Below are 14,184 nucleotides of genomic sequence, written 5' to 3'. Positions count from 1 at the left end.
GCTTGAGAAACGAGAAGATGACGTGTCTAGGCGATGCGGTCCTACAAGTCCCTGATGCCCTGGATGAACAGCCAGCGGAATACTGGGTGCCAGCCATCGAAATGTCTGCCATCGGAATGCGAAGTTTATAGAATGGCGGGCCAATCTGGTAGCCGAACACTTTTTTAGCCAATCGGCGGCCCCGCCGACCGTCCTCTGCAAGCCGCAATCGCCTAAACAAGGCCATTCGGTCGAGGGAAGACGACCTAAACAATATTGGAATATGCAGTATGCACTGGGAACGGGATATCGATGCCCTTGATCCGCAGGTCGCTTGGCGTTTGTTGAAACCGCTGCTGGAATTGCTGACCGATCCCAAAACCCTTCCCGAACAGCTGCTGGAAGTTCTGCTGGCGGAACTTCGCAAAGAACTACAGGCGAAATCGGCCGGGGTGGTCCGGCAAATCGGGCACGACTGGATCCCGGTTGCCTGGGTCGGGCCGCCGCGGGACCTCTGTGTCGATTTAATCGCTGAATCGATGGATCAAGGAAAACGGATCGATCAGCAGGGCTGGTCCGTGATCCCGATTCTCACGACGGCGGGAATCGCGGATGCTGGCCCCCATCAAGCCTTATTGGTTCCGCAAACGCTGCTGCTGGAACAACCAACCCCCGGAACCGATCCGGATGATCGGTTGGTCACCGCGATGGTTCGCCTGTGGAATTCGTGTGGGCTATTCGCCGAACGCTTCGGTGAAGCGAGACGCCGGGTCGAACGATTGCAGCAAATGCTGGATGTTTCGGCACAGTGGCAACAGTTTGAGGATCCCGATTCCCTCTTGGAAGCGATCGCCGGAGCGGCGACCGAACTGCTGGAGGCGGAACGGGCCAGTATTTTTCTGTGGGATCGCCCACGGAAGAAACTGATCGGAAAACCTGCCCTCGGCGTGGATGGCAGCCCGCTGGAAGTGGAAGACAATGTCGGCATTGTCGGAGCGGTGTTGCACTCGGGGCGACCAAGACGCTGGCAGGCATCCTCGGATGAGGAAGCCGAAATCAACCGAGCGGTCGATCTTCGCTTGCAGTTTGTGACGCGATCCTTGGTCGCGGTACCTTTGGTCGCTCAGGATGGAAAATCGATTGGTGTCTTTGAAGTCATCAATAAGCGAAGCGGCGCATTTGACGATGAGGACGTTGATTCGCTGACTCGCTTGGCAACCCACGCGGCTGCCGTGATCCACAACAACCATCTCCGCTGTACCGCGATCCAGTCACGTGATCGGTTGGTTGAAAATGTCGCGGGTGAAGTACAGGTGATCGGCGAATCCCCTCCCATGGTCGCCCTGAGGGCAACGATCAAACGCGTTGCCAAGACCGATTTGGCTTTGCTGATCTTAGGTGAAAATGGAACAGGAAAAGAGGTCTTAGCACGCAGTGTTCACTTTCAATCCGGCCGCCGGTCGGAACCCTTTGTTGCGGTCAATTGTGCGGCATTGGTAGAAAGTTTGCTGGAAAGCGAACTGTTTGGCCATGAAAAAGGAGCCTTCACCGACGCCCATCAAACGCGGCCGGGGAAATTTGAATTGGCATCGGGGGGGACTTTGTTTCTTGACGAAATCGGGGACATGAGCTTGGGAGGCCAAGCAAAATTGCTGCGAGTCCTTGAAGAGAAAGTGATCGTCCGAGTCGGCGGATCGACGCCGATTCCTGTTGATGTTCGAGTCCTTGCCGCAACCAATCAGCCTCTCGCCGAAATGGTTCGAGAGAAAAAATTTCGTGAGGATTTGTATTTTCGCCTGAACGTTGTTGTGATGGATTTGCCGCCGCTGCGTGAACGCGGTGACGACCTTTTGCGGTTGGCTGATTACTTTCTGAAAGATTTTGCCAGCCATATTGGACGTCAGCCTTTGAAATTATCTGAATCGGCTGTGCGATCCCTTCGCCAGCACCGTTGGTCGGGGAATATTCGTGAGCTGCGAAATGTGATGGAACGCGTTAGCTACCTCTGTTCCGGTGACACGCTGGAAGCCGAGGACCTCTCCTTCGCGGCCGATCCTGGACGAATCGCTTCCAACGGTTCGCATTTGCCTGCCGAATCGCTCGAAAGCATCGCGGAACTGGGCCTGACGGAGGCGACCAGGCGGTACCAGATTGGGCTGATCGAGCAAGCGATTGATACGGCTCAAGGCAATATGACCGTTGCTGCCGAAAGCCTTGGTTTGCATCGAAGCAATCTGTATCGCAAAATGAAGCAGTTGGGGATACAGTAGCCCCTCGCAGTCTTTTCTTCCCTTTTATAGGGTCGTGCTCAAATCATCGAGATTTAAAGATGGAGTCAAGCAGCGATTTTCAAGGGCTACTTGCCACGCTTCTTGAAGCTGTCGAGCGCGGAGAAAAAATTGATCGTGAACGTTTGCTCCGCGAGCATCCGCAGTACGCTGAATCGCTTTGCCAATTTGTGGATAACGATCAATTTTTGCGTGCCGGAGTGCAATCGAGTAAGCCTGAGGAGGGAGCCAGCGGATCGCATTCGATCGATCCCATGGCGACAATTGATCCACTGCTTACACTCGATTCACAGGATGAAAGCCGGGCCTCCAGTGAATCACGTTGGTCGTACGGGCAGTTGACGGCAGCCTCTTTTCCTGTGGAATTTGGGGACTATTCCTTGCTTTGTGAAATCGATCGCGGAGGAATGGGGATCGTCTACAAAGCCCAGCACAACACCTTGCGCCGGATCGTTGCACTAAAAGTTCTACGCTCGGGGGAACTTTCCAATCCGGAAGAACTGGCGCGATTTCGAGCGGAAGCGGAAGCGACCGCTGGGATCGAACACCCCAATATTGTTTCCATCTTCGAAGTTGGTGAAGTCCGTGGATTGGTCTTTTTTACGATGGCCTTCGTCGATGGAGAAAACCTCAGCACGATTGTTCGAAGGGAACGGATGTTGGCAAAAGAGGCCGCACGGATCGTGTCTCGAGTTGCCGATGCGGTTGGTGCCGCACACCAACGTGGGATCATCCATCGAGATTTAAAGCCGTCCAATCTGTTGCTCGATGCAATGGGCGAACCTCATCTAATTGATTTTGGTTTGGCGAAAACAGGAGCCAATGCTTCGCTGACCTGTGCCGGACAGATCCTCGGGACGCCCGCGTATATGGCTCCAGAGCAAGCTCGCGGCACCGACGTGACCCCCGCGTGTGATGTCTACGCGCTCGGCGGCGTGCTGTACGAATTGGTATCGGGTGAGGCCCCTTTTATCGGGCCCACACCCGTCGACATTTTGCTGCAAGTGCTGAACCGTGAAGCCCCTTCGGCAAGGACCGTCAACAAACAGGTCCCGCGTGCACTCGATCGAATTATCAATCGTGCGATGCAGAAGAAACCCGAAGAACGCTATGAATCGGCCATCGCCTTGCAACAAGATCTGCAGCGTTTCATTCTGGGGGAACCGATCGAACGCTCGCATTCAAGCCTGTGGGAACGCGCAGAGGTGTGGTGGCGTCGAGAGCCGGTTCTGGTCAGTCATCTGGTCGGCATCTTCTTTGTGTTGTGTGTTGTGATTGTGTCGATCTTGATACGCGGGACCAGCCTCTATGCCTCGCGATGGATCCTAGGATTGTTGACTTTGTGGGGTGTTTGTTCGTTTCCCATTCAGAAGTTGTCTGTTTACAAACGATTTCGCGAACTGGTCTATTTTGCTTGGCTGAGTATCGACGTGGTTATTTATACAACGTTGATCTTTATGGCCACGCCACCACGCGGTTTACTGTTGATCGGATATCCGATGATGATCGCCGCCAGTGGGCTGTTCTATCGCTCCCGTTTTGTCGTCTTTGTTACCGGGATCAGCATCCTCGGGTTCATCGGGTTGTGGGCCAGCGTCGACGACCCCTTTAAAGAACGACTCGAATTTGGAGTCATCTATGCCTCCGGCCTGATCGTGTTAGCCATCTGCTTACTAGCAATGATCCGGCGGATCCGAGGATTGGTCGACTACTTCGCCGGCGGAGAAAATATCAGAGGAGAAGAGTAAGTAGCGACGTCTCTTCAAAATCCCGTAGCTCCGTCTCTCCGAGACGGAGAAAGCTGTCCGCTTTTCTAAAGCTGTCCGCCTCGGAGAGGCGGACCTACGTGACTACCGTAGCTCCGTCTCTCCGAGACGGAGAAAGCTGTCGCTTTTCTAAAGCTGTCCGCCTCGGAGAGGCGGACCTACGTGACTGCCGTAGCTCCGTCTCTCCGAGACGGAGAAAGCTGTCGCTTTCAAAAGCTGTCCGCCTCGGAGAGGCGTACCTACGTGACTACCGTAGCTCCGTCTCTCCGAGACGGAGAAAGCTGTCGTTTTCAAAAGCTGTCCGCCTCGGAGAGGCGGACCTACGTGACTGCCGTAGCTCCGTCTCTCCGAGACGGAGAAAGCTGTCGCTTTCTAAAGCTGTCCGCCTCGGAGAGGCGTACCTACGTGACCGCCGTAGCTCCGTCTCTCCGAGACGGAGAAAACTATCCGCTTAACACAACGGTTCGCCTCGGAGAGACGCACTTGCCGGGTGCCTCTACGCTGCTTTTTGCAATGGAGCCACTAGTTGTTGCGGCGGAGCTACCAAGCTCATGACGCCATCTTGGTGTGCCAAGATGATCGAATTCTGGTGGGTCGCTCGAGTCAACAACGGCTGCAGGGTTGGCGATTGCAGTTCGCTTGCCTCTCCGCTGAAAATAATTAAATCGACTCCGCCAAGAGTGTTGGCAATCCGCGGGAGCCCTTGCTGGGGTGTTCCGGGGATCGGGAGCGGTTTGACACCCAGGGAAGCAAGTTTCTGGTGAAAGGTTTTTAAGCCCACCTGCTGGGCCCCTTCACCCATCTCAAACATATCGATCGCGGCGTAGCGAATCGCGCCTTCATTGCCCTGAGTTCGCAACCAACCGATTAGACGTTCGGTTCGCTCAAGGCTGGCAATATTGATTTCTAGTACCGAAGCGATCGTGCGACCTCGGACTGTTTTGTAAAGGATACGATCACTTGCTGGCTTAGACAGATGCAGCAGTTTGAACGTAGCCCAGGTTTCTGAGAATGACATAGCGGAGGTCAACGACAGTTTGTGGGGTTGGGAAATTCCAATCCTGACGATTCGTTGAGTTATATCGTCCTGCGGTGGAGGAAAAATCGAGTCGATTTGTTGGGGTAGCGGTTAGGTAATTCACAGGGGATTTGCCTGACCTATGGTTCCGTAGGCGACGTTTACCGACCATCTCCTCTCTGAACCTTATTCATGACGCATTCCGGTCCGGAACCATCTGATCAGCCAGTACCTAAAGTGTTTGGTAGGAACCACTTCCGTGATTCCATGCGCAAGCCAGGATCCCAGGTTTTTCCCTGTGAGCCGCGGCTGGCTCTATCCGCTAGCCTAGCGGCTGATCTGCTCCTCTCGGCAGCCGATGTGCTTGCGGATGATCCCACCGACGGAGACTGGTTGCTCGACCAAGCGGCCGAAGTGCGGGAAATGTATGGGATCGATGGGGCTGGACAAACGGTTGCCGTGATCGATAGCGGGATCGCTTGGGATCATGTTGCCCTTGGCGGTGGATTCGGGCCTGGGTACCGAGTGGTAGGGGGCTGGGACTTCGCCGAACAGGACGATAATCCGTACGATGATGGGCCGGCCGGATTCCATGGCTCGCACGTCGCTGGCTTGCTGTCCGGAGAATCGGATGGATTCACCGGCATTGCCCCGGGGGCCGATCTTGTCGCTTTAAGGGTTTTTAACGATCAGGGAAAAGGTAGCCTGGATGCGATTGAAGGGGCGCTGCAGTGGGTCTATAGCCATCAAAATGATTTCGAAAACCCGATCACCACCGTTAATTTGTCACTCGGCGCGATCCTGAATGACAATACGACCGAGCAGGTGATGGGGCAACTGGAGGATGAATTTCGATTATTGCACGATAGTGGTGTGATGGTCGTTGCTGCGGCTGGCAATCAGTACGATCCTGACTTCCCCGATCGAGTTGCCTACCCGGCGACCAGTTCTTGGGTCACCGCCGTCGGAGCCATCGATGCCGATGGTGCGCTCAGTAACTATTCGCAGCGCGAGAATGATCTGCTGACCGCTCCCGGCAACCAGGTCACCAGCTCGGTCCCCGACCATGTCTTCGGATGGGATGGCAATGTCGATGATTTTTCTGCCTCGACAGGCACTAGCATGGCTTCGCCTCAGGTAGCCGGCGCGAGTGTGCTGGTTCGCCAGGCAATGGAAATGGCGAATCCCGAACAAACGGTTACCTCGGCCCAGATCCTGCAACATCTGCGGGACACTTCGCTAACAAATACCGACCCAAGCACCGGTCTGGTTTACCATACCGTCGACCTCCAAGCCGCCGTAGGATCGCTGCTCGATTCAATCGATATCGCGGGACCGCCTGATTTGGGCAACTCGGTAACCGATAACTTTCTCCCGGACGCCGAACAGTTTCTCGGGGCTGTCGATTCGCAAGCCTTCGCGCTGCAGGTCGATGAATGGTATGAAGTCGAAATGACACACGAAGGAATCTTCACCTTGTCGGGCGGAGCCGGATCCGATTTTGTTGTCCGAAATGCAAACGGAGATTTGCTCCAGCCACTTGCCGGTGGTTCCGACAGCCAGCTTGCCGCCAGTCAAGTCGATGGGCAGACGGACTATTTGGTCGACGCCAAGCAACGATTGTTCGTGCGGTTGGAAGCGAGTTCGGATCAGACGGTCATTTTTAATAATTTGCTTCAATTGAATTCGGGCAAGGTTGAAGTCTTCGGGACCGGCGACGGGGATACCGTCCGCTTGGACCTAAGCGATGCGGTCCGCATTGAAATCAACGGGGCAAAGTATCAGATCAATCCAACGAATTCGCCTCTTGCACTTCATATGGAAGCTGGAGGAGGCGGAGACGAACTGACAATTCAAGGATCGACAGGAAGTGAACGGATCGCACTTTATCCGGCTCAGAATGTTCAGACCGATACGAATCAGCTAACCAGTGAAATGGTCGAAGCGACGTTTGCAGGTTTTGAAACGGTTGCCTTTGATGGTGGCGGAGGTGCCGATCAGGCATCGGTGTACGGCACTCCGGGGGATGATCAGTTAACGGCTTCACCTCAGTCCGCTAGTTTGACCGGGGCGGGATATGCGTTTGATATTCAGCAAGTTCCACGAATCTACGTGCATGCTCAAGCGGGGGGCGAAGACACCGCCTTCCTGTACGATTCAGCCGGTGATGACACGCTGGTCGTACGCCCCCAGTTCAGTAGTTTAAGAAGTGAACAACACTTCAATCTGGCGTACGGCTTCGAACGGGTATACGCATTTGCCACGGCGGGCGGAAAGGATGTGGCTCAGCTGTACGACAGCGCAGGGGATGATCGTATGAGTGCCTCCGCGATTTCCGCTGGAATTAGTGGACGCGGCTATTTTGCCAGTGCTCGATTCTTTGAAACGATCGAAGCCAATTCCAATTCGGGGGGGAATGACATTGCGAATTTGTATGCCGCAAGCGATCAAGTTAGCTGGCAGCAAGCGAGCGGTTTGGTACGTTTGAGCGACTTGGATGAAGAGGGCAACATTCTGCTAAGAACAGCTCGTGGATTTGATCAGGTTGGAACTTTTCTAAACAGCGATGCGATCTCAATCGCCCGGTTGTCGATTCCCTCTCCGGTAGAGGGGCCAGAGCTTGCTGATCCGATGGATCCGCAGGTACTTGTTCCCGAAATCGAACGACGTGCTGCCCTGTTAGGAGAAGTTGCCGAACAAACCGATCGGCGTGGCGGGATGAGTGCAGCAAAAGTTTTAGAGATCACGGAAAGTGAGGACTCGGAAATTTCTGAGTCAAATGTATTGCTCGACTGGTTTGCACGGTTCGGGTCTTAAATTAATTCGATTGTCTTCGTTTGCGATTTTTTTAAATGCGTGTTTTAGTAACGGGTTCGAGTGGCTTAATTGGGTCCGCAGCCGTCCGCCATTGGGATGCTTTGGATTGTCAGGTGCTGGGCGTCGATAACGACATGCGGTCAACCTTTTTTGGCCCCCAAGGAAGCACTCGCTGGAACCTAGAGTGTTTGGAATCGGAAACCAAAAATTTTAGAAGCGAAAATATTGATATTCGTGACCGGGAAACGCTGCTAAACCTATTCGCGAAATACGTTCCAGATATTGTGATTCACTGTGCTGCCCAGCCGTCGCACGATAAAGCGGCCGAGATCCCTTTTCTGGATTTTGAAGTCAACGCGACGGGAACCATGAACCTGCTAGAAGCGACCCGGCAACATGCGCCCGAGGCGGTCTTCTGTCACATGAGCACCAACAAGGTCTACGGGGACGCCCCCAACGAACTTCCTTTAAAAGAACTCGATTCGCGTTGGGAGTACGCCGATGCGGCCGATTGGAATGGGATCGCGGAAGACTGTCGAATCGACCAAACCATGCATTCGCTGTTTGGAGCTTCGAAAACCGCGGCGGATGTGATCGCTCAGGAATATGGTAGGTATTTTGGGCTGAAGACCGGCATCTTTCGAGGCGGCTGTTTGACCGGAGCCAGTCACAGCGGAGTCGAATTGCACGGGTTTTTAAGCTATTTGGTCCATGTCGCGGTTCAAGGAAAACCGTACACCATTTTTGGCTACAAGGGAAAACAGGTCCGTGACCAAATCGAATGCAGCGATGTTGTCAAAGCCTTCGAAGCGTTTGCGAACAATCCTCGCCCCGGTGAAGTTTATAACATCGGTGGGGGACGTGGAAACGCCGCCAGCGTGTTGGAATGCATCCAAAAGATTGAGGACATCGGTGGATATAAGATCGATTGGACTCTTGGAGAAGAAAATCGCAAAGGCGATCACATCTGCTATATCTCGGACCTCAGCAAATTAAGAAGAGATTTCCCCGAATGGGATATTCAGGTTTCGCTTGATTCCATCTTGGCACAAATGATCGAAGCGGAAGAGCAGAAATAGCCGGTTGGCCGGCAGTCGTTCGGCAAAAAGACAAATTGCGAAAAGCATGATGGAGAACTGCGAGCTAGGTTTGAGGAAACGGTGATTTCTTGAACTGATTCGCTCTCTTTGGCGAGGTTTGCCATGCCCACTTCATATGCATCTACTGTCTCGGTAGAAAATATTATCCTGATGCCGACTAGTTCGGCCTTTGATCCAGCAGCGTCAGTACTAGAAACACTTTCCGTTTTGCATGTGGTCAATGGCGAACATTTTTCAGGGGCGGAACGGGTACAAGCACACTTGGGCCGATGCTTGCCGAATTTCGGTGTTAAGGCCGACTTTGTTTCGGTGAAACCGGGACGGTTCGCGGATTACCTGGACCACCAGGAAGGTGCCTGCGGGAACGGTTTTCGAGTTCCTATGAAAAGTCGATTCGATCTTTTGGCGGCACGTCAGATCGCGAAATTGGCGACGGAACGAAACTACTCGTTAATGCATGCGCATACTCCTCGCACTGCCCTTGCCACGTCCATTGCCTCAAGACTTTCGGGGATCCCGTGGATCTATCACGTCCATAGCCCTGCAGCTGAAGATTCGTCGCGCCAATGGGCGAATCGAATGAACGCGTGGATCGAAAATCTTTCACTGAAAAACGTTAGTCATCTGATTACCGTTTCTAACAGTCTGCGACGACACATGATTTCGGCCGGATGGGACGCTGGAAAAGTTACCGTGGTCCATAACGGAGTTCCTGCAGTTTGTCCGCCTCGAAAAACGACTCCACGTGTCGGGGGGAAATGGCAGCTGGGGATGGTCGCGCTGATGCGGCAGAGAAAGGGATTGGAAGTCGCCTTAGAGGCGATCTCGCATCTAAAGAATACCGATGATGATGTCCATCTGCGATTTATCGGACCTTTCGAAACCGAATCGTACGAACGAATGATCCATGCAAAGGTGACTGAGCTGCAGGTGGAAGACCGAGTCGAATTTGTTGGTTTTGCAGCCGATGTGCCGCAGGCGCTTTCCAATCTAGACGCGATGGTCCTACCAAGTCTGTACGGCGAAGGTTTGCCCATGGTCGTTTTAGAAGCGATGGCCGCAGGTTTGCCTGTGATCGCAACCGACGTCGAGGGAACTCCGGAAGCTATTCGACACGGGCAAGAAGGATTGTTGGCGATCGCTGGTTGCCCAATTAGTCTTGCTGAGCAAATTCATTCGCTCGTCGAAGGGGAACACACTTGGCTCCAGCTTTCAGCCGCCGCATACAAGCGACACGCCGAGCACTTTTCCGATGCCGCCATGGCTGAGGGAACCGCAGCTGTCTACCGTCGAGTCTTAGAAGAGACAGCGAAGCAGTAGGCGGAGTCTCTTCTAAGACTCGACGCACTCCGCTCAAGCAGCCGAATTCCCATCCGCGAAGAAAATAGAAGCGGCCCCTCCTGTTTTAGAAGGCAGGTTTGGGAGGAGGGATTCAGTCGATCGGACGACGAGTAAGCTCGTCCAGATCTATCACCGAAGGGTTCGCAATCAGGTTTTCCATGGCCGCGCATCCCCTTTCACGGTTGCAAAAAAGATGTGCTCGTCTTCATAAGCGAGATTTACAACCGCGAAAGACACGAAAAACGCGAAAGAGCCCATGCCCATATAAAGGAATGGGGTTTGGGGGAGGTGGATCTCTCTCGATCGGATGGTGCTTAGTCCAATCAGGCTCTCTGCCCGCTGGTTTCACAGAAAAGATTTCTTCGACCGCGCATCCCTTTCGCGTAATTCGCGTTTTTCGCGGTTGTAAAAAAATGCGGTCGGGTTCAGGAGCGGGATTTACAACCGCGAAAGACACGAAAAACGCGAAAGAGCCTATGCCCATATAAAGGAATGGGGTTTGGGGAGCTGGATCTCTCTCGATCGGATGATGCTTAGTCCCATCCGGCTCTCTGCCCGCTGGATTCCCTAGCAAGATTTCTTCGACCGCGCATCTCTTTCGCGTAATTCGCGTTTTTCGCGGTTGTTAAAAAATGCGGTTGGGTTCAGGAGTGGGATCTTTAACCGCGAAAGACACGAAATACGCGAAAGAGCCCATGCCTGTGTAGATGACCGGAAGTGAAGCTCTGTCGATCGTGTAGTGGGTGGGCCTTTCCGGATCGATGGCAGTTGGCTTTCCAGGCAAGATTTCTTCGACCGCGCATCTCTTTCGCGTAATTCGCGTTTTTCGCGGTTGTTAAAAAATGCGGTTGGGTTCAGGAGTGGGATCTTTAACCGCGAAAGAGCCCATGCCTGTATAGAGGACTGGAAGTGGTGCTCTGTCGATCGTGTAGTGAGTGGGCCTTTCTCGCTCGACGGCCGTTGGCTTCCCCAGCAAGATTTCTTCGTCCGCGAATCCCTTTCGCGTAATTCGTTTCTTTCGCGGTTGTTAAAAATGCGGTTGGGTTTAGTGGCGATATCGTTTTACGGTTGCTGGGCGAGTTGTATTACGACTGGTTTTGTGTTTTTCGCGGTTGTTGTTTCGTAGCGCGCACAAAAAAACCCTTCCAAGCTGGCGAAGGCTTGAAAGGGTCTTTTGTATTGACTTTTTTGGTAGCGTCCAGCCGAAGCTAGACATCTCTGTTGAGGGATTCGAGATCGCTCTCACGGATAAGCTTACTTCAGTCACCCGAAGTGAAGCTGGTAATCCTTAGAAAGGAGGTGATCCAGCCGCAGGTTCCCCTACGGCTACCTTGTTACGACTTAGTCCCAATTGTCGAGCTGACCTTCGGCACTTGCCTCCCTTGCGGGTTAGCTCAGTGACTTCGGGCCCTCCCAACTTTCGTGGCTTGACGGGCGGTGTGTACAAGGCTCAGGAACACATTCACCGTAGTATGCTGACCTACGATTACTAGCGATTCCGGCTTCATGCAGGCGAGTTGCAGCCTGCAATCCGAACTGAGGCACGGTTTTTGGGATTAGCTCGATCTCGCGATTTTGCTTCCCTTTGTCCGCGCCATTGTAGGACGTGTGCAGCCCTAGACATAAAGGCCATGAGGACTTGACGTCATCCCCACCTTCCTCCGGTTTGACACCGGCAGTCTCTTTAGAGTCCCCGGCATTACCCGCTGGCAACTAAAGATAAGGGTTTCGCTCGTTAAGGGACTTAACCCGACATCTCACGACACGAGCTGACGACAGCCATGCAGCACCTGTGCAAGAGCTCCCCGAAGGGCACCACTAAGTTTCCAAAGTGTTCTCAAGCATGTCAAATCTAGGATAAGGTTCTTCGCGTAGCCTCGAATTAAGCCACATCCTCCACCGCTTGTGTGAGCCCCCGTCAATTCCTTTGAGTTTCAGCCTTGCGACCATACTCCCCAGGCGGAGCACTTAACGCTTTCGCTACGGCCGGGAGGATGTGAGAGTCCCCCCAACCCAGTGCTCATCGTTTACAGCTAGGACTACCGGGGTATCTAATCCCGTTCGCTACCCTAGCTTTCGTGCCTCAGCGTCAGAAATGGCCCAGTGATGCGCCTTCGCCACCGGTGTTCCTGATGATATCAACGCATTTCACCGCTCCACCATCAGTTCCCATCACCCCTGCCATCCTCAAGCCTGGTGGTTTGAAACGCAATTCCACGGTTGAGCCGTGGGCTTTCACATCTCACCTACCAAGCCGCCTACGCACGCTTTAAGCCCAGTGATACCGAATAACGTTTGGACGGTTCGTCTTACCGCGGCTGCTGGCACGAACTTAGCCCGTCCTTCCTCTGAAGATCGGTCAATCTATAGAGAGAACCCTATAGAATTTCCTCCCAACTGACAGCGGTTTACAACCCGAAGGCCTTCATCCCGCACGCGGCGTCGCTCGGTCAGGCTTTCGCCCATTGCCGAAGATTCTCGACTGCAGCCATCCGTAGATGTCTGGGCAGTGTCTCAGTCCCAGTGAGCCGGGTCATGCTCTCACACCCGGTAGCCATCGTAGCCTTGGTGGGCCGTTACCCCGCCAACAAGCTAATAGCACGTGGTCCGATCCTAAGGCGGAATCACACCATTTGATCCTGGGATATTATCCGGTATTACTGAAGCTTTCGCCGCACTATCCCGGTCCTCAGGGCACGTAACCACGCATTACTCTCCCTTCCGCCGCTCTCCACCTCCCGAAGGAGGCTTCTCGCACGACTTGCATGCCTAATCCACGCCGCCAACGTTCATTCTGAGCCAGGATCAAACCCTTCAATTTGTATGCTTGACGCTTCACTTCCCGAAAGAAGCAAAACGATTTTAGCGAACCGAAAGATTCAAAACTGTGGGTGGCAGTCGGTAGGCCGCCACCCAGTCGCCATTAAATTAATAGCGATCTCGCAATCTGAACTCAACAGAGAGTTACCACCAAATTGTCAAAAATCATTTTCACCCGCTCGTTGGCGTGTGAGAGGTTAGTTTAGGGCTGAGACGAATATCGTCAACCCGTTTTGCGTCCAAACTACGATAAACTTTCTTCTCTTCCTAACATGGAGCCTCGGAAACGCGTTTTTACTAGCGTTTTTGAGTGTTTGTGAGCCGCAAAAGAATGGAAAAGGATTCTAGAAAGCATCCAAGATGTCCTGGTTGATGGACAATTGGTCGAGGAATGGCCCGTTTTCAGCCACCTTCCAGCCGTTCACTCACGTTGGCGGCCGAGTTCGCCGCGATCCCCTGCTCCATTATACGGCACCCGCAGCAACTCTTTGGGGAGTCGGCCGTTCCAGGCCAACGGCCAATCGTGTCTGAGTCCTTGATCAGGGATCGCTTCGAGCAGGATGTCGGGGGCTGAGGTGGCAAAGACGTCGATCAAACGGGGATGCCGCAGAGTTCATCATGCTCACAGAGCAGCTGTTGAAAAGGGACCGCGAAGATCAAGAAGGCGAAGAGTGCCAGCCAAAGACGTTCGTCTCGGTGAGCGGCATATAGAGGCGGTTGAAACATCGGCCAGGGGAGAGGGGCGAAGCGAGCTCGTCTTCAGGATCCGAATTTACAACCGCGAAAGACACGAAAAACGCGAACGAGCCTATGCCCATATAGAGGAATCGGGTTTTGGGGAGCATTCCAGGTGGATCTCTCTCGAGAGGATGATGTTTAGTCCCACCTGACTCTCTGCCAGTTGGTTTCCAAATCAAGATTTCTTCGTCCGCGCATCCCTTTCGCGTAATTCGCGTCTTTCGCGGTTGTTAAAAAATGCGGTTGGGTTCAGAAGCGAGATTTACAACCGCGAAAGACACGAAATACGCGAAAGAGCCCATGCCCATATAAAGGAA

Annotated in this window: 6 protein-coding genes and 1 rRNA gene; 5 read left to right on the top strand and 2 right to left on the bottom strand. The window is 53.5% G+C overall.

Features of this window, described 5'->3' with window-relative positions; all coding sequences use genetic code 11:
• The first annotated feature begins 269 nt into the window (after positions 1 to 269).
• The gene (locus tag FF011L_RS19495) at positions 270 to 2,249 is read left to right on the top strand and encodes a sigma-54 interaction domain-containing protein (RefSeq protein ID WP_145353472.1); all 1,980 of its coding nucleotides are present in this window, start codon (positions 270 to 272) and stop codon (positions 2,247 to 2,249) included.
• A gap of 59 nt (positions 2,250 to 2,308) precedes the next feature.
• Positions 2,309 to 4,015, top strand: a complete 1,707-nt coding sequence (locus tag FF011L_RS19490) for a serine/threonine-protein kinase (RefSeq protein ID WP_145353470.1) — start codon at positions 2,309 to 2,311, stop codon at positions 4,013 to 4,015.
• A gap of 514 nt (positions 4,016 to 4,529) precedes the next feature.
• Here FF011L_RS19490 and FF011L_RS19485 read toward each other — a convergent pair.
• A complete protein-coding gene (locus tag FF011L_RS19485; RefSeq protein WP_145353468.1) occupies positions 4,530 to 5,051 on the bottom strand; it encodes a hypothetical protein in 522 nt (173 codons plus the stop codon).
• A 267-nt stretch (positions 5,052 to 5,318) separates the two neighbouring features.
• Between FF011L_RS19485 and FF011L_RS19480 the strand changes: the two genes are divergently transcribed.
• From FF011L_RS19480 to FF011L_RS19470, 3 genes are all read left to right on the top strand, one after another.
• A complete protein-coding gene (locus FF011L_RS19480) occupies positions 5,319 to 7,868 on the top strand; it encodes a S8 family peptidase (protein WP_218932749.1) in 2,550 nt (849 codons plus the stop codon).
• Between the two features lie 35 nt (positions 7,869 to 7,903).
• Positions 7,904 to 8,947: an NAD-dependent epimerase/dehydratase family protein gene (locus FF011L_RS19475; protein ID WP_145353464.1), complete on the top strand. Its 1,044-nt coding sequence runs from the start codon at positions 7,904 to 7,906 to the stop codon at positions 8,945 to 8,947.
• A 123-nt stretch (positions 8,948 to 9,070) separates the two neighbouring features.
• Positions 9,071 to 10,288 carry a glycosyltransferase gene (locus FF011L_RS19470; RefSeq protein ID WP_145353462.1) on the top strand — a complete coding sequence of 406 codons (1,218 nt, stop codon included), beginning with the start codon at positions 9,071 to 9,073 and terminating at the stop codon, positions 10,286 to 10,288.
• A gap of 1,313 nt (positions 10,289 to 11,601) precedes the next feature.
• Here the strand turns inward: FF011L_RS19470 and FF011L_RS19465 are convergent.
• A 16S ribosomal RNA gene (locus FF011L_RS19465) occupies positions 11,602 to 13,130 on the bottom strand.
• Between the last annotated feature and the right edge of the window lie 1,054 nt (positions 13,131 to 14,184).

Origin of the sequence: Roseimaritima multifibrata (assembly GCF_007741495.1) — a bacterium.
In the GTDB taxonomy this organism is placed as follows: Bacteria; Planctomycetota; Planctomycetia; order Pirellulales; family Pirellulaceae; genus Roseimaritima; species Roseimaritima multifibrata.
The sequence above is the reverse complement of the archived record's forward strand: the minus strand, read 5'-3'. Positions and strand labels throughout refer to the sequence as shown.